This window comes from Facilibium subflavum (genome assembly GCF_003574485.1).
Lineage (GTDB): Bacteria > Pseudomonadota > Gammaproteobacteria > Francisellales > Francisellaceae > Facilibium > Facilibium subflavum.
Genome location: NZ_QLIT01000120.1, coordinates 1 through 17,245 on the forward strand (window position 1 = coordinate 1; position 17,245 = coordinate 17,245).

Below are 17,245 nucleotides of genomic sequence, written 5' to 3' on the forward strand. Positions count from 1 at the left end.
AGATGTCTACTCGACAAATAGGTTTAATTGGAACTGGGCGCATTGGGCAAGTGCATGTACATAATATTCATCGCTATTTAAACGATCATGTTGTCACACATGCTTATGACCCATTTGTGAATGATGCCTGGCTTGCTGCTAACAATATTGTGAAAGCAGACTCTGTTGAGTCACTATTAAAACAAGACATTGATTGTGTGCTCATTTGCTCGCCTTCTGGTGAACATAGTAAGCAAATTATTGCAGCTGCAGCACATAAAAAGCATATTTTTTGTGAAAAACCGGTTGGGCTTGAAACTGATGAAATCGAACAGTCACTAGTGGCTGTGGAACAGGCAGGAGTCGTGCTTCAGGTAGGATTTAATCGTCGATTTGATCCAAGTTTTGCCAAAGTAAAATCTGACATTAAAGACAAGGTTGGCATACCTCAAATTGTGCGGATTACCTCTTATGATCCTGCCTGCCCGCCAGAGGAATATGTCAAAGGCTCAGGTGGTATGTTTTTTGACATGACAATTCATGATTTTGATATGGCACGTTTTCTTGCTGATAGTGAAGTCGTGGAAGTTTTTGCGACCGGATCTTGCCTGATTAACCCTGATTTTAAAAAATACAATGATGTCGATACAGCCATGGTGCAACTGAAATTTGCCAATGGTGCATTAGGTGTGATTGCTAACTCAAGGCAAGCCGTCTACGGTTATGATCAGCGCGTTGAGGTCTTTTCAAATAATGCGTGCTTAAAAGCAGATAATCAAACGCAAAGTAATATCAGAAGCTTTACAAAAGATGGAATTTCAACCCCTGTATTGAAGAATTTTTTCCTAGAGCGTTATAAAGAAGCATATATCAATCAGTTTCATGCCTTTTTCTCAGCAATTGAGAATAACAAGCCTGTGGTCGTTAATGGTTTTGATGGTCTACAAGCCGTTAATATTGCTAAAGCTGCAAAGAAATCTTTTGAAAGCAAATCACCAGTAACAGTCACGGGATAGCGCTTATGTATTTTCAAGATGATAAAACTAAAACATATGATCTCATCTGTATGGGGCGCGTTGGCGTTGATCTATATGCACAACAAGTTGGTAGCCGCTTAAAAGATGTGCAAAGTTTTAACAAATATTTAGGAGGCTCACCTGGAAACATCAGTGTTGGCACAGCGCGACTTGGGTTAAAAAGTGCGCTTTTCTCTGGCGTTGGCAGTGATGCGTTAGGGCAGTTTTTAAAACAGCAATTAACAAAGGAGAATGTCAATACTGACATGGTATTTGAAAGCCCAACACATCTAACAGCGTTGGCGGTATTAGGTGTGCAGCCGCCAAGTACTTTTCCATTAATTTTTTATCGTGAAAATTGTGCAGACATGCAATTAAAACCTATGCATGTAAATGAAGATTTTATTGCCAGATCAAAAGCATTTCAGTTTTCAGGCACAGGGATCTCAACAGAATCAATGCGGGATACAACAAGACATGCGCTTGATCTATGCAAGAAATATAATACGAAAGTAATTTTAGATGTTGATTATCGGCCTGTTTTATGGGGGCTAACCAGTATTGGCGATGGTCAGACACGCTTTAAGCAAAATGTGCAGGTCACACAGCATTATCAAGCATTCTTACCTTATTGTGATTTAATTGTTGGCACCGATGAAGAGCTTTGTATTGCGGCTGGTGTTAATGATCCACATCAGGCAATTAAAGTGATTCATCAGTATACAAAAGCAGATATTGTCTACAAAACTGGATTGCAAGGAAGTGAGGTGCATCGCTACGCTATCGATGAAGTGATTCAGGTGCCTGCCTTTGTTGTCAATGTTTTTAATACATTAGGTGCTGGCGATGCTTATATGAGTGGGCTTTTGGCTGGTTTATTAAGTGGTAAAAACTGGCAGATGTCTTTAACTTATGCCAATGCCTGTGGCGCACTGGTTTGTGCAAGGCATGGCTGTGCGCCAGCAATACCAAATATGAAAGAGCTTGAGTATTTTATCCAAGGTTATAAAAAACAGGGTAAAACCATTTTGCAGGATAAGCATTTGGCCTATTTACATCAGCAGGTAAATCTTGGTCAGGCCAAAGATTACCCTTTGGCGTTATTAGCTTATGATCATCGCTGGCAATTTGAGAAAACATGCGATGAATATGGCCGTGATTATCAAATGATTACTGATTACAAAAATCTTGTATACCAGGCTTTCAATAAAATTTTCAATGAAAATAAAGATGATGAACTGAAACAAAAGCTTGGTATTATCTGTGATCCACAGTACGGTGAAGAAGTATTACAAAATGCCATAACAGACAATGCTTTTTCGCTGGTACCTATTGAAGCTTCAAACATTGATTTAGTCGAATGGATTACGGATGATTCTGCTTATGCAATTTTGAATTCCAGGCCAGCTTCATGGGGTGTGAAGGTGTTGTGGAAATATCATGTTGGCCAGGATCAGGCAACAAGAAAATATCAACTGAATAAGCTTAAGGAGCTGGCCAAAGCCTGCGAATCCTTAGAGCGACGCTTGATGTTAGAGCTTATTATTCCACATGGTTATAAGATTGATGGTAAAAGTATTGCAGATGCAATTGATTCTGTTTATGCGCATGATGTATACCCTTTTTGGTGGAAGTTACAGATGGTAACCTCAGTGGATGACTGGCAACAGATTGATGCAATGATTGATAAATATGATGATAGTGCCAGAATTATTGTCTTAGGTGGAGGGCAAAAGCCCCTTGAGAACTACCGGCGTGATTTTGCATTGGCAAAGCGTAGTCGATTTGTCAATGGCTTTGCCTTTGGACGGAGTATCTTCTGGCAAAGCTGGCTTTTATATTGTCAGCAAAAGATCACCGATAAAGAAGTAATCACGCAGATTGCAAATCGATATAAAGAAGTGCTGGCAATGTGGAATGCGCCAAGCACTGAATTAAAACAAGAAATTGGAGAAGATGTATGTCACAACTAGATCCTGTTATTCAACAAAACAAACCATATGAATATGGTTATAATGCAATTACTTATCTGGATGATTCTTATAAAACAGGCATGAACTTTGGTGTCTTAAAATTGAAAAAAGGAGAAAAACATTCATTAACTTCACCTTTAGAGAGTGCCTTTTTATTGATGACAGGCAAGATTGTTTTTCATTATGCCAAGGGGAAAGAGTATCAGGCTTTTCGCACCAGCTACTTTGATCAAAACCCTTATGTTTTACATATAAGTGCTCATGAGGCTGCTGAAGTGGAGGCATTAACCGATTGCGAAATTATGGTAATGCAGACACAAAACACACAAAATTTCACACCAATGGTTTTTGATGGCGGTAATATGCTTGAATCAGAACGCAGAGGGAAAGGGTTGTTGCAAGATGCCTCGTATCGAATTGTGCGTACGGTATTTGATAAACGCAATCGTCCTGAGTCTAATCTCGTTGTTGGCGAGATTATTACTTTTTCAGGCCACTGGTCAAGCTGTCCACCGCATTTTCATAAACAACCAGAGATTTATCACTATCGCTTTTCTGAGCCACAGGGATTTGGGTTTGGCGAAGATGGGCAAGCGGTAAAGCGGATTAAGCATAATGACACCATGGTAATATTAGATGAAAAAGAACACGCACACACGACAGCACCAGGCTATGCACTTTATACATTGTGGTTTATCCGTCATTTAAAAGATGATCCTTATATCACACCTACGTTTAAAGAAGAGCATGAATGGGCGCGGACTGAAAATGCCAATATGCGCGTTTGGATACCTGTAGAAGATATTTTGCTTTAGGAGCTTATAATGCAAACAATTCGATTAACAACAGCACAGGCATTGCTGCGTTTTCTATCCAATCAATATATTGTTCTAGATGGCCAGGAGTATCCTTTTGTTCAAGGAATGTTTACGATTTTTGGGCATGGGAATGTTACCGGATTAGGTGAAGCGCTTGAGTATGATAACTATGGCATTAAAAGCTATCGCGGGAATAATGAACAGGGCATGGCACATGTTGCTACCGCCTATGCCAAACAAAGAAATCGTCTTGGTATTATGGCTTGCACCTCATCCATTGGTCCAGGTGCTTTAAACATGGTTACGGCGGCAGGAGTGGCAACTTCAAATCGCATTCCGTTATTACTTTTACCAGGTGATACCTTTGCTGATCGTCAACCCGATCCTGTATTACAACAGATTGAGCAACCCTATGATTGTACGATTACAGCTAATGACGCATTCAAGCCAGTAAGTAAATATTGGGATAGAATCACACGACCTGAAATGTTGATGAATGCCTGTATTAACGCAATGCGTGTATTAACAGACCCAGCTGAAACCGGTGCAGTTGTTTTGTGTCTTCCACAAGATGTTCAATCTGAAAGCTATGATTATCCAACCTGCTTTTTTGAAAAGCGTTTATGGTATATCGATCGACAAGCTGCACCTGATCGCGCCATCCAAAAGGCAAGCGAGCTATTAAAATCGGCTAAAAACCCATTAATTATTGCCGGTGGTGGCGTGCACTATTCTTTGGCAGCAAAAACGCTTGAAGGCTTTGCCACAAAGCATAAAATTGCGGTTGCAGAAACGCAAGCTGGTAAGAGTGCGCTTTGCTGGGATATGCCTTTTAATTTAGGTGGCATTGGGACAACTGGCACAATGTCAGCAAATCGGTTAGCTAAGAAGGCGGATGTGATTTTAGTGGTAGGAAGTCGTCTGCAGGATTTCACCACAGCATCAAAATGGCTTTACAAAGAAGCTAAAGTTATCCAGATCAATGTTAATACCATGGATGCGCATAAAATGGATGCTTTGGTACTAAAAGGTGATGCAAAAGCAACTTTAAAGGCATTATCGGTCTGTTTAGGTGATTATCAAACCAACCATGATTACCAGCAAAGTGTTGCGTTTGAAAAAAGTCAGTGGGATAAAGAGGTTAATCATCTTTATCATACCCCTTCAATTGATGGTAAGCTAAGCCAGCTTGAAGTGTTAGGGGTTTTAAATGAAACAGTCACAGAAAATGATACAATCATCTGTGCAGCAGGCAGTTTACCAGGTGATTTGCATCGATTGTGGAAAAGCAAAAAGCCAAAGGATTACCATGTTGAATATGCTTTTTCATGCATGGGTTATGAGGTTGCTGCAGGGCTTGGTGTTGCCTTGGCAAAAGAAGCTGAAGGCGTGCAGGGTCATGCCTTTGTTATCGTTGGTGATGGAAGCTATTTGATGCTGCACTCTGAGCTTGTTACAGCACTTCAAGAGCGTAAAAAATTTACTATTGTATTAGTTGATAATAGTGGTTTTCACTGTATTAATAACCTGCAGGTTGGCAATGGCAGTCAAGGGTTTTGCACGGAACTTCGCTTTAGAGATAAAAATGGAGAATATCAAGGAAAGACACTCCCGATCGATTTTGCAAAATATGCTGAAAGTCTAGGTGCAAAAGCCTTAAAAGCAAATACGGTAGCTGATTTAAAAACAGCGCTTATTAAAGCACAAGATTATGACAGCGTTACCTTGATTGAAACAAAAGTCTCACCAAAAACAATGAGTCATGGATATGAATCCTGGTGGCGTGTTGGTGTGGCTGAAGTTTCAAAATCCAAAGCGGTGACAGAAGCTTTCCAGAAAATGCATGAAGAAGTGAAAAAAGCACGACAATATTAAGGTGAAAAGGAGCGATATGATGTTGAAGTTTAAAAATGTAAAAATCGGTGCAGCACCGATTAACTGGAGCAATGACGATGATCCAAAGTTAGGTGGTCACATAAGCTTTGAGCAATGTATTCAAGAGATGAAACAAGCAGGGTATGTGGGTACGGAAGTTGGCAATAAGTATCCTAAAGAGCCAGGAGCATTGCTTCAAGCCTTAGCCCCTTATAACCTACAGGTATCCAGTGCCTGGATGAGTACCTATTTTACTGAAGAAGGCCGTTATCAGGAGACACTGGAGAATTTCATGCATCATTTGTCTTTTATGAAGGCAGTTGGGGCAGATGTGATTAATCTTTGTGAATGTGGCCATTGTATTCAACAAAGCGATCATGCGCTTTTTAGCGGGAAAAAACCGACGTTGACACAAAAGCAATGGAAGCTTTTGATTAATGGGTTGCATGAGCTTGGACGTATTGCATATGATCATGGTATGAAGATATCCTATCACTATCATTTAGGTACCGCAGTACAAAATGAAGATGAAATAGACTATTTAATGGCTAATACGGCGCCAACACTTGTTGGATTACTGCTTGATACGGGGCATGCTTATGCTGCAGGTGTTGATCCTGTGAGACTGTTGGATAAATATGGGCAAAGGATTAATCAGGTGCATCTAAAAGATGTGCGTGATGGCGTACTTGCAGAAGTTAAGCGTGATCAGTTAACTTTTATGCAAGGTGTGAAACAAGGTATATTTACGGTGCCTGGTGACGGTAATATTGACTTTGATATTATTTTTGACAAACTCAGTCAATTGAATTACCAGGGTTGGTTTGTGGTCGAAGCTGAGCAGGATCCCAATAAGGCAGTTCCATTGGATTATGCCACAAAGGCGCGTGAATTTATCAAAGAAAAAACAGGGCTTTAAGGAGTTAAGATGAAACAAGTGGCATTAATTGGCTGTGGCCGTATTGGTAAAATGCATTATAAAAACTTAAAGCAGATACCTGATATTAAAGTGAAATACATCGTTGATGATTATGCGCAGCCGCAGGATTATCCAGAGGCTTTAGTGCAAAAAACAGCACAGATTGATGTGGTGTTATCTGATAAAACATTAGATGCTTGTATTATTGCTGCATCATCCAGTGCGCACATTGAACTGATTGAAAAAGCAGTCCAGTACAAAAAACACGTGTTTTGTGAAAAACCGATCTCTTTTGATGTTGCGAAGCTAAGACAATTAAAGCAAAAGATACAAGATGCAGGAATCAAGTTCCAGGTGGGGTTGAACCGCCGTTTTGATCCGGATTTTTTGGCGTTAAAAAAGGCAATTGATGAAGGGGTGATCGGTCAAATCCAAATGATTCAAATTACCAATCGTGATCCTAAGCGACCTGATTTAAAATTTGTTGGTAAATCAGGTGGTCTGTTTTTTGACTTCAATACGCATGATTTTGATATGGTGCGGTTTTTGGCAAATGAAGAGGTTGTCGAAGTTTATGCAATGGGTGAGGCGTTGGTGGAGCCTTCGCTTAAGGAGTTAAATGATATTGATACAACTTTGATTACCTTAAAGCTTAAAAGTGGTGCTTTGGTAATGATTGATGCCTCAAGAGAAACCAATTGTGGTTATGATCAACGTATAGAAGTCCTGGGTGATAAAGGAATGGTGTTGGTTGATAATATCAATCAAACGAAAACAAGTTGCTTGTCAGCAAAAACACAAAATCAGTTAGAATTGCCTTATTGGAGCTTTGTGGAACGTTATAAGGAAGCATATTTAAATGAATTTACCGCGTTTATTGATTATTTACATGATCGTTCAAGTTCACCAGTTGGCATTGATGATATGATCTATTCTGTTGAGATCGCAACCGCTGTTCAGACGGCTTATAATAATAAGCAATGTGTTATCTTAAAACATGCTGATACATCACAATTGGCTATACCGGCATAAGCGTTAGGAGAAATTAGTTATGATTGAAGAAATATTAAAAGAGCCTGTGAAAACACAAACCAAAACGCAAGCAATTTATAATCCTGCCACAGGTCAGGTGATTAAAGAAATTACGCTTGGTTCAGAGAATGATGCTAAAAAAGCAGTTGCTAAAGCAAAGGCAGCTTTAAAGGGATGGAGAAAATTAAGTCCTTTAAAGCGTGCGCGTATTTTGTTTAAGTATAATGAGCTGCTTAATCAGCATAAAGAAGCATTGGCAAAGCTTATTACACTTGAGCATGGTAAGGTTCATGCCGATGCCTTAGGTGAGGTGCAACGAGGTATTGAGATTGTTGAATTTGCTTGTGGTATTCCACATTTGCTAAAGGGTGAGCATTCACATCAAGTCTCAAGTGCAATTGACAGTTATGGCATTCGCCAATCTGTTGGTGTTTGTGTTGGCATTACGCCTTTTAATTTTCCAATGATGGTGCCTATGTGGATGTTTCCGATTGCTTTGGCTTGTGGTAATACTTTTGTGCTAAAACCATCAGAGCGTGACCCTTCTGTGACGATGCGCATTGTTGAGTTGATGTATGAAGCAGGATTGCCAGAGGATGTGTTGCAGGTGATTAATGGAGATAAAACAGTTGTTGATACGCTTATTCAACATCCAGATGTTGCGGCAGTAAGCTTTGTTGGCTCTACACCAATTGCTAAATATATTTATGAAACAGCAGCGAAAAATGGCAAACGTGTCCAGGCGCTAGGTGGTGCAAAAAACCATTGCACGGTTATGCCTGATGCGAATATGGATAATGCAGTGAATGGCTTGATTGGTGCAGCATTTGGTTCAGCTGGTGAGCGTTGTATGGCAATTTCTGTGGCAGTAGCGGTTGGTGATGCAACTGCAGATAAGCTTGTGCAAAAATTAAGTGAAAAAATAGAGCAATTAAAAGTGGCGCCAGGTGATGTGGCTGATGCAGATATGGGGCCTGTCATTACCGCTGAGCATCGCAAGCGGATCATCAATTATATTGATCTTGGTATTGAGCAAGGCGCAACGCTTATCAAAGATGGAAGAAGTTTTACTTATCCTGGACATGAGGACGGCTTTTTTGTCGGACCAGCCTTATTTGATCATGTCACACCTGAAATGACCATTTATCAAGAAGAAATTTTCGGCCCGGTACTTTGTGTTGTTCGTGTAAAAACGTTGCAAGAAGCGATTGATCTTATCAATCAAAATTCATTTGCCAATGGTGCAACGATTTATACCAATAATGGAGCAAATGCGAGAGTTTATACGGATGAAATTGAAATTGGTATGGTGGGTGTGAATGTGCCAATTCCCGTGCCAATGGCATTTCATAGTTTTGGTGGCTGGAAGAGTTCTTTATTTGGTGATACGCATGTACACGGGCCTGAAGGGATTCATTTCTATACACGTTTAAAGACGATTACGACACGTTGGCATGATGGTGATTCAGATTTAACAAATCAATTATCGATGCCAACATTGCAGTGAAGCAGTCTTAGAATACCTGTGGCAACAGCTGATCAATAACAAATCGAATGATTTCAATTGTTTTGTTGTTGTCAAAGCGATCTCATGATAAACTTGGACATCAAGTTCAATAAATGATCGATGCTAGATAATAAACAATATGAAACGGGCAGGCAGAGAAGTTCTATTAAAGTTTTTGCTATTGGTTTTAGCCTTTAGCACTGCCCTTTCTTTGTTGCCTTCAACCGATTTTACCATTGCGGTTAATCAGGTAAATCTCAGTCGAAGTTGTAGCTCAAGTGGTACAAGTAGTGCATCAGCAAGTTCGTCAAATAGTGCAGGAAATGTTTGTGCTGCGGCATTTTTAGCGCGATTACAAAAACTTACCAATATTTACACCCCGGTTATTGGCGTTATGTTGGCACAAATTTTTGCCTGGCTGACGTTTGTGATCGTAGATCGTATTTATCGACCGCCAAGATATGCTTTTCGTCTTTAGAAAACTTAATATGGTGAAAGTAAGTAACCAGGCTTATTTTCAATTGTTTACCAGATGTTAGAGAAAGCATAATGAAGAAGTGTATATTACAGATATTAATATTATTTTATAATTATTTACGTCGATTTTATTTTTTTATCTTTATTGGTATGAGCTTTTTGGCAGCTCAAGCTGTTTTTGCAACAGTCAGCCATCAAAATGCAAGTGCCGATAGCATTATTGACACGATTGTGCCAGGGTCGATGAGTTTAGCGGATACCAGTATCAAAAGCTATGATAACGTTGATCAAAACTTTCAATTGCAAATCAAAGTCATTGATGAAAATACGCTAATGGCCAGCTGGCAAATTTTGCCAGGTAATTATTTATATCTAAAGAATTTTAGTTTTTACAGCATGTCACCGCATAAAATAGACGTGGCACAGGCGTTTTTCCCTAAAAGTTATCATATAAAAAACGACCCCTTTTATGGTCGGGTAAAAATTTATACCCACCATGTGAGCGTCAAATTGGCACTTGATAATAAAGCAAAAAGTACGACAATACCTTTGGTTGTTGCGTATCAAGGGTGCTCAGAAAAAGGCGTTTGTTTTGCACCAGTACAGCAGAAATTTATGGTTGATCTATCACAAGCAGGTAAAACCTATCAAGGGCAAGTGTATGATGGGCCAATACCCAAAGCAATTCAAAACAAATTTGATGTGTCAAATGCAAGTCCCAATACCGATAATGATTATGCAAGTTTCTTACAGCATACCAATATAATCTGGGCTTTTTTGATCTTTTTTGGCATTGGTCTTTTATTGACTTTTACCCCTTGTGTATTGCCACTGTTGCCGATTATTTCAAGCATTGTTACAGGACAAAAACAAATAACAACAACAAAAGCTTTTAGTATCTCATTTTCATATGTATTAGGGATGTCTATCACTTATGCTGTTGTTGGTGTTTTAGCGGGTATTTTTGGTGGTGGTATTCAAAATGTTTTACAAACGCCTTGGGCAATTGGTGCCATGGCGCTGCTGTTTATTATCATGGCTGTGGCGATGTTTGGTGCGTTTGAATTAAAAGTGCCTTCATTTATCTTAAGCTCGGTCAATAACCTAAGCAATAAACAAAAAGGGGGAACTTATATTGGTGTTTTTGTGATGGGGGTGTTATCGACACTTATCGTATCAACTTGTGTCACAGCACCTTTGGTCGCAGTATTGGCTTATATCAGCTATACCGGCAATGCTTTTTATGGTGGTTTGATTTTATTTGCGTTAGGTTTAGGCATGGGGGTGCCAATTTTAATTGTTGGGACAACCAGTGGTTCTTTATTACCTAAAGCCGGGAATTGGATGTATGCAGTTAAACATATTTCAGGGTTTATGCTGCTTGGCCTGGCGGTGTATATGTTATCCAAGATTATACCGGCCAAGTTTACATTGCTTTTGACTGGTCTTTTAGTGCTGGGATTTGCCGTATACTTAGGCGCATTTAGTTTTTCAATCAAAACGCTATGGGCGAAAATAAGGCAATTCTTTGCCTATGTGTTTTTAATCTATGGCAGTACACTTTTTATCGGCTTTTTAATGGGCAATGCCAGTGTTGTTGCGCCATTAGCAAGTTACAATGAGGGTGCAGCCCCTATGTTGCAATTCACACAAGTCACCAATACAAAGCAGTTGGATGAGGCGTTAAAAGCAGCCAAAGCAAAAGGTAAACCTGTCTTAGTGGATTATTATGCAAACTGGTGTTTAGATTGCCAGTATATGAAGCACACAACTTTCTCTGACCCTGATGTGATCAATAAGCTTAAAGGTTATACTTTAATCCAGGCCAATGTCACACAAGTAGGAAACAATAGTAGCCAGCTTTTAAAGCAGTATCAGCTGTTTGGTCCGCCAAGTGTGATTATTTTTAATCATCAAGGAAAAGAAGAACACAAATTCGTTGGCAAAGTCGATGCTAAAGAGCTGATGGGGTCGATCTAAAAATGGTTTTTGCACAACTTTTTTGGTAAACCAGTAGCTTCAAAACAGACACATGGTCGTATTTGTCATGCTAAAATGGCTGCTGATACAGAATAAGCAGTTTTTTTTTGATAAAATCTGGTTTATGTTATCTTATTGATGATAAAAAATGACAAAATCACCAAATACAAAAAAAGCGCAAAAAACGGATATAGAATCAATAGAAGTTACCCTTTGGAAAGCTGCCGATAAGCTTAGAAAAAATATTGATGCGGCAGAGTATAAGCACGTTGTGCTGGGGCTGGTTTTTCTAAAATATATCTCAGATAGTTTTGAGAAACGCTACACTGAATTACAAAGTGAGGAGTGGGCGGATCCAGAGGATAAAGACGAATATTTAGAATCAAACATTTTCTTTGTACCTACTAAGGCGCGATGGTCACACCTTTTAGCAAATGCTAAGCTACCAGGGATTGGCAAGCTGGTCGATGAGGCAATGGATGAAATCGAGAAGGAAAACAATTCGCTAAAAGGCGTATTACCGAAAGTTTATGCGCGCGATAATCTTAACTCGACAACACTAGGTGAGCTAATTGATATAATCGGTAATATCTCAATTGGTGATACACAAAGTCGTAGTGCCGATGTTTTAGGTCATGTGTTTGAATATTTTTTAGGTGAATTTGCCCTGGCGGAAGGCAAGCAAGGTGGGCAGTTCTATACGCCAAAATCTGTTGTTGAGCTTTTAGTGCAAATGCTAGAACCATACAAGGGTCGTGTATTTGATCCTTGTTGTGGTTCTGGCGGTATGTTTGTGCAGTCAGAAAAATTTATTGAATCCCATCAGGGGAAAATTAATGATATTTCTATCTATGGGCAAGAATCAAACCAAACGACCTGGCGGCTGTGTAAGATGAACCTAGCAATACGAGGAATAGATAGCTCGCAAGTCAAATGGAATTCAGAAGGCTCATTTTTAAATGATGCGCATAAAGACTTAAAAGCCGACTATATCATAGCTAATCCACCGTTTAATGTATCTGATTGGAGTGGTGAGCTTTTAAGAAATGATGCCAGGTGGCAATATGGTACACCACCAGCTGGTAATGCTAACTATGCTTGGATACAGCACTTCTTATACCATCTAGCACCTACTGGAGTAGCTGGTTTTGTATTAGCAAAAGGAGCGTTGACATCAAACACCTCAGGTGAGGGTGATATTCGCAAAGCTTTAGTTGAAGCAAATTTGGTTGATTGTATCGTAAATTTACCTGCGAAGTTATTCTTGAATACGCAAATCCCAGCATCGCTATGGTTTATCAAAAGAGGTCGTAAGACAAAAGATATACTCTTTATAGATGCGAGAAATAAAGGGCATTTAATCAATCGTAGAACTAAAGCGTTTAGTGATGATGATATTACAGAAATAGCACAAACATATCATAACTGGAAAATTGGTAAGGACTATGAAGATATTAAAGGTTTTTGTAAATCTGCAAGTTACGAAGAGGTAGCAAAGCTAAACTATGTACTAACACCGGGTAGATATGTTGGGCTAGAAGAGGTTGAAGATGATTTTAATTTTGCAGAGAGATTTGCAAGTCTCAAAGCTCAATTAGCAGAGCAAATGCAACAAGAAGAAGCCCTAAACCAAAGGATCATGGATAATTTGGCAAAGATAAAAATAGCGGATGAATAAAATACTACCCCGACAGTCTAGCGACTGCCACCCCTTCAATGTTTGAAGGGGAATTTGGTACTAGCTAAAATTTAGGTTATTCCCCTTCGGTAGGAAGGGGTGGATTGCGAATCAAGACGGCGTAGTTTTAAAAGATATAAATGGATTCTATGGTTGCCTGTGCTGAGTGTCAGCCGAAGTAAGCCATAGAATAACTAAAGGTTAGTTATGAGTGATATAGTTATTTATGATGATGGTAATGTCAAACTAGAGTTACCTATAGAGGATAAAACGATTTGGCTAAATGCTGATGATATAGCATCTATATTTGGTGTAAATCGCCCAGCGATAGTTAAGCATATAGGCAATATTTATAAAAGTGATGAATTAGATAAAAATTCAACTTGTTCCATTTTGGAACAGGTTGCAAAAGATGGAACAAAAAATGAATTTGTTTGATGAAATAAAACTTGGTGAAAGCAAAACATTAGAGTTTAAGCGAGAGCTCCCTAGTAGTGATAAAATAGCCAAAACAGCCATAGCATTTTCAAATAGTAGTGGTGGTAAACTAGTGATAGGCGTATCTGATGATAGGCAAATAATCGGTATTGATGATGCTAATATTTTTGATTTGCAGGATAAAATAGCGTCGATTATATTTGATAATTGCTCACCGAATATTTTGCCAGAAATATATACTGTAAATTATGATGGTAAGTTATTGTTAGTCGTAGAAATATTTAGGGGAAATTTACTACCGTATTTTTTGAAAAAAGATGGCAAAAACAATGGTACTTATATAAGAGTTGGTGCTACAAATAGAAAAGCTGAATATGAAAACATTGTAGAGCTTGAAAGACAAAAAAGACATATTAGCTATGATGAAGAGATAAGTTATGATGTAAGCCTTGATACATTAGATTTAAAACCACTGTATGAAAGATTTGCAAAGTTAGGCAAGCCTCTTGATGAGCAAAAACTACATAATCTAAAACTTCTTAAATCTAAACATGGCACAACATACCCCACAAATGCACTTTTGATCATTTTAGGATATTTTGAAAACTGCACGGTGAAATGTGCAAGGTTCAAAGGTGTGACTATGGAGCTTTTTATCGATAAGAAAGAGTACAAAGGAGATATATTTACCATACTTGAAAACACTCAAAATTTTATCTTGAACCATATAAACCTAAGAGGCGAGATAAAAGGGCTTTATAGAACAGATACCTATGAGATACCAGAGGTGGCTTTAAGAGAAGCGCTTATAAACGCCCTAATTCATAGAGACTACATTAATAAAGGCAGAGATATAAAGGTGGGTATCTATGATGATATAGTAAATATAGTCTCCCCAGGAAGCTTTCCAAATACCATAACAGCTACAGATATTGCAAATGGCAGAAGTGAAGCAAGAAATAAAGTAGTAGCAAATATATTCAAAGAGCTAGGACTTATCGAGCAATGGGGAAGCGGTATAAACAGAATTAAAAAAATCTGTGAAACAAATTCTTTAAAAGAACCAAAAATTGAAGAACAAAATGATTTTGTAGATGTGGAATTTTTCCGGCCGAATACAGCTAATAAAGTATTGGATATTGCTTTTGAAGCACCGCACAAGAACGATTACGAACGATTACGAACGATTGCGAACGATTGCGAACAATTAACAAAAGAAGAGCAAGATATATTACTTTATCTTTTGGATAATAAAATGATATCAAGAAAAGAAGCTACGACATTGATTGGACTAAAAAATACAAAAACTTACGAAACGCTCAATAGTTTAGTAGAAAAAAATCTTATTATAAGAAATGGTCAAGGCAGAAGTACACACTATGTATTAAAAAGAGAGACTAATGAGTAATCTAGCGAAGATAAAAATAGTAGAGGGATAAGACCACCCCACCGACAAGTCGGCACCCCTCCAGCGGAGGGGAATTTGGCACTAGCTAAGTATTGTAATGGTTTAATAAAACTGTAGGGATTTTAAGCCTTGATATATACTAACACTATAAGATAAAAAATGTCATACTACGGCACCGACCGTAGTATCCATAAACAAAGTGATAATACGGATATAAAAAGGATTCTATGGTCGAGCCATAGAATGACCAAATAAAGGTTATATATGAGTAATATAGTTATTTATGAAGATGGAAATATAGAGTTAAATGTAGAGTTTGAAAATGAAACAGTATGGTTGAGTCAAAAGCAAATTGTAGAGCTTTTTGAAAAAGATCAGTCGGTTATTTCTCGTCATATTAATAATATTTTGAAAGATGAAGAAGTGGATGCAAAAAGCAATATGCAAAAAATGCATATTGCAAATTCGGATAAACCAGTAACCTTCTATAGTTTAGATGTAGTACTATCAGTAGGCTATAGAACTAGCTCATCTAAGGCTATAAAATTTAGAAAATGGGCAAATAAAGTTCTAAAAGAATACCTTATCAAAGGCTATGCACTAAACAAAGACAAGCTCAAGCAACAAAAACTACAAGAGCTAGAGCAAACTATACAGCTTATAAAACAAAGCTTACAAAATAATGCTATAGGTACAGATGAAGCAAAAGGCTTTGTAGAAATAGCCTCTAATTATGCTAAGAGTTGGGCGCTTTTACAAGGCTATGATGATCAAAGCTTGGAAGAGATTACACAAACTAAAGAATCAAAATTCATACTTGATTATGATGAGGCTAAAGCAGCTATAGCAAAGCTAAAAAGTACACTAATAGCCAAAGGCGAAGCTACAGAGCTTTTTGGGCAAGAAAAAGCAGGCGAGCTAAAGGGTAATTTACGTAATATCTATCAAAGCTTTGCAGGCGAAGATCTTTTGCCATCAGTTGAGGCAAAGGCTGCAAATTTATTATATTACATTATCAAAGGGCATCCATTTAATGATGGTAACAAACGCATAGGTGCTTATCTTTTTATATTATTCTTGCACAAGAATGGAATTTTATATAAACCAAATGGCGAGACTAAAATAAATGACAATGCTCTAGCTTCTATAGCTCTACTGGTGGCGCAATCTGCCCCAAGTCAAAAAGAGATCATAATTAAACTAGTAATGAATATGCTATATGAGGGAGAGGCGAATGAGTAATTCAGAATTACCAAAGGGCTGGAGTACTAAAGCTTTATGCGAAGTAGTAGAGAGCTTTATAGATTATAGAGGAAAAACTCCTAAGAAAACATTATTTGGTGTACCCCTAATTACAGCAAAAGTAGTTAAAAATGGTAAGATATTAGAGCCGAATGAGTTTATTCATAATAATGGTTATAAATCATGGATGACTAGGGGATTTCCTAGAATTAATGACGTGGTGTTAACTACGGAAGCCCCTTTAGGAGAGGTTGCCTTAATTAAGGATAGTAATGTTGCATTAGCTCAAAGAATAATAACTATGAGATGTTATCCTGATATTATGGACAATATATTCTTAAAATATTATCTTCAAAGTGAACAGGGGCAATATGAACTTGACTCTAGGGCTTCTGGTACAACTGTTTTTGGTATAAAAGCATCTGTTCTTAAAAATATGCCTGTTAGCTTTCCGCCACTCGCCGAACAAAAAGCCATAGTCGAAGTGCTATCTAGTCTTGATGATAAAATTGACTTACTCCACAAACAAAACCAAACCCTAGAAGATATGGCACAAACTCTATTTAGAGAGTGGTTTATTGAAAAAGCTGATGAGGGGTGGGGGGAAGTTAGGCTTGGAGACTATGTAAAGTGTATAAATGGATATACATATAAAAGTAGTGAATTAATGGAATCTAGAAATGCGTTAGTTACGTAACCGCTCCATAAAGGGCACACTTCCCCTATAGGACCTATCAGCCATTTTTTGAAAAAACAGGTGCTTCTGTTTTGGTTTCCTTCGGTTTGCTTTGTTTGTCCGGTTTAAGTTTAGCGACATGCTGCTGGGCAAACTTTGGTGTCAGCTGTTCATAATCTCGGTCAGATCTGGCACTGCCAATACGATCAAACACATATCTTACGTCA

14 protein-coding genes are annotated in these 17,245 nt (G+C 38.3%); all 14 read left to right on the forward strand.

All coding sequences use genetic code 11. The features are described 5' to 3' along the window. Positions 1 to 995 (forward strand): inositol 2-dehydrogenase (gene iolG, locus DNK84_RS07965; protein ID WP_119344019.1); only part of this gene is annotated, 995 nt, incomplete at its 5' end. A 5-nt stretch (positions 996 to 1,000) separates the two neighbouring features. Continuing rightward, a complete protein-coding gene (iolC, locus tag DNK84_RS07970) occupies positions 1,001 to 2,968 on the forward strand; it encodes a 5-dehydro-2-deoxygluconokinase (RefSeq protein ID WP_119344020.1) in 1,968 nt (655 codons plus the stop codon). Then, a complete protein-coding gene (locus DNK84_RS07975) occupies positions 2,956 to 3,783 on the forward strand; it encodes a 5-deoxy-glucuronate isomerase (protein ID WP_119344021.1) in 828 nt (275 codons plus the stop codon). Before iolC ends, DNK84_RS07975 begins: the two co-directional genes overlap by 13 nt. A 9-nt stretch (positions 3,784 to 3,792) precedes the next feature. Then, a complete protein-coding gene (gene iolD / locus DNK84_RS07980; RefSeq protein ID WP_119344022.1) occupies positions 3,793 to 5,661 on the forward strand; it encodes a 3D-(3,5/4)-trihydroxycyclohexane-1,2-dione acylhydrolase (decyclizing) in 1,869 nt (622 codons plus the stop codon). Positions 5,662 to 5,680: 19 nt separating this feature from the next. Continuing rightward, the gene (gene iolE, locus DNK84_RS07985) at positions 5,681 to 6,580 is read left to right on the forward strand and encodes a myo-inosose-2 dehydratase (RefSeq protein ID WP_162902310.1); all 900 of its coding nucleotides are present in this window, start codon (positions 5,681 to 5,683) and stop codon (positions 6,578 to 6,580) included. A 9-nt stretch (positions 6,581 to 6,589) separates the two neighbouring features. Beyond that, positions 6,590 to 7,612 (forward strand): Gfo/Idh/MocA family protein, encoded by a 1,023-nt coding sequence (locus tag DNK84_RS07990; protein ID WP_119344024.1) that lies wholly within the window; start codon positions 6,590 to 6,592, stop codon positions 7,610 to 7,612. 19 nt (positions 7,613 to 7,631) lie between these two features. Beyond that, complete coding sequence (locus DNK84_RS07995) at positions 7,632 to 9,119, forward strand: CoA-acylating methylmalonate-semialdehyde dehydrogenase (RefSeq protein WP_119344025.1); 1,488 nt, start codon at positions 7,632 to 7,634, stop codon at positions 9,117 to 9,119. Between the two features lie 139 nt (positions 9,120 to 9,258). Further along, entirely contained in the window at positions 9,259 to 9,597 is a 339-nt protein-coding gene (locus tag DNK84_RS08000) for a hypothetical protein (RefSeq protein WP_119344026.1), read from the forward strand. 71 nt (positions 9,598 to 9,668) lie between these two features. Beyond that, on the forward strand, positions 9,669 to 11,576 hold the full coding sequence (gene dsbD / locus DNK84_RS08005; protein ID WP_119344027.1) for a protein-disulfide reductase DsbD: 1,908 nt from the start codon (positions 9,669 to 9,671) through the stop codon (positions 11,574 to 11,576). A 148-nt stretch (positions 11,577 to 11,724) separates the two neighbouring features. Then, entirely contained in the window at positions 11,725 to 13,254 is a 1,530-nt protein-coding gene (locus DNK84_RS08010) for a class I SAM-dependent DNA methyltransferase (RefSeq protein ID WP_119344028.1), read from the forward strand. 207 nt (positions 13,255 to 13,461) lie between these two features. After that, complete coding sequence (locus tag DNK84_RS08015; RefSeq protein WP_208123281.1) at positions 13,462 to 13,692, forward strand: hypothetical protein; 231 nt, start codon at positions 13,462 to 13,464, stop codon at positions 13,690 to 13,692. Beyond that, positions 13,667 to 15,100, forward strand: coding sequence for an RNA-binding domain-containing protein (locus DNK84_RS08020; protein ID WP_208123282.1), 1,434 nt, complete (start codon positions 13,667 to 13,669; stop codon positions 15,098 to 15,100). The genes DNK84_RS08015 and DNK84_RS08020 overlap by 26 nt, the downstream gene beginning before the upstream one ends. Positions 15,101 to 15,364: 264 nt before the next feature. Continuing rightward, positions 15,365 to 16,342, forward strand: coding sequence for a virulence protein RhuM/Fic/DOC family protein (gene rhuM / locus DNK84_RS08025; protein ID WP_119344029.1), 978 nt, complete (start codon positions 15,365 to 15,367; stop codon positions 16,340 to 16,342). Further along, positions 16,335 to 17,039: a restriction endonuclease subunit S gene (locus tag DNK84_RS08030; protein WP_119344030.1), complete on the forward strand. Its 705-nt coding sequence runs from the start codon at positions 16,335 to 16,337 to the stop codon at positions 17,037 to 17,039. Before rhuM ends, DNK84_RS08030 begins: the two co-directional genes overlap by 8 nt. Positions 17,040 to 17,245: the final 206 nt, after the last annotated feature.

Excerpts from the sequence above, each read along its gene's own strand:
- iolC (WP_119344020.1), top strand. The coding sequence starts at position 1,001 with ATGTATTTTCAAGATGATAAAACTAAAACATATGATCTCATCTGTATG.
- DNK84_RS07975 (WP_119344021.1), top strand. The coding sequence starts at position 2,956 with ATGTCACAACTAGATCCTGTTATTCAACAAAACAAACCATATGAATAT.
- iolD (WP_119344022.1), top strand. The coding sequence starts at position 3,793 with ATGCAAACAATTCGATTAACAACAGCACAGGCATTGCTGCGTTTTCTA.
- iolE (WP_162902310.1), top strand. The coding sequence starts at position 5,681 with ATGTTGAAGTTTAAAAATGTAAAAATCGGTGCAGCACCGATTAACTGG.
- DNK84_RS07990 (WP_119344024.1), top strand. The coding sequence starts at position 6,590 with ATGAAACAAGTGGCATTAATTGGCTGTGGCCGTATTGGTAAAATGCAT.
- DNK84_RS07995 (WP_119344025.1), top strand. The coding sequence starts at position 7,632 with ATGATTGAAGAAATATTAAAAGAGCCTGTGAAAACACAAACCAAAACG.
- DNK84_RS08000 (WP_119344026.1), top strand. The coding sequence starts at position 9,259 with ATGAAACGGGCAGGCAGAGAAGTTCTATTAAAGTTTTTGCTATTGGTT.
- dsbD (WP_119344027.1), top strand. The coding sequence starts at position 9,669 with ATGAAGAAGTGTATATTACAGATATTAATATTATTTTATAATTATTTA.
- DNK84_RS08010 (WP_119344028.1), top strand. The coding sequence starts at position 11,725 with ATGACAAAATCACCAAATACAAAAAAAGCGCAAAAAACGGATATAGAA.
- DNK84_RS08015 (WP_208123281.1), top strand. The coding sequence starts at position 13,462 with ATGAGTGATATAGTTATTTATGATGATGGTAATGTCAAACTAGAGTTA.
- DNK84_RS08020 (WP_208123282.1), top strand. The coding sequence starts at position 13,667 with ATGGAACAAAAAATGAATTTGTTTGATGAAATAAAACTTGGTGAAAGC.
- rhuM (WP_119344029.1), top strand. The coding sequence starts at position 15,365 with ATGAGTAATATAGTTATTTATGAAGATGGAAATATAGAGTTAAATGTA.
- DNK84_RS08030 (WP_119344030.1), top strand. The coding sequence starts at position 16,335 with ATGAGTAATTCAGAATTACCAAAGGGCTGGAGTACTAAAGCTTTATGC.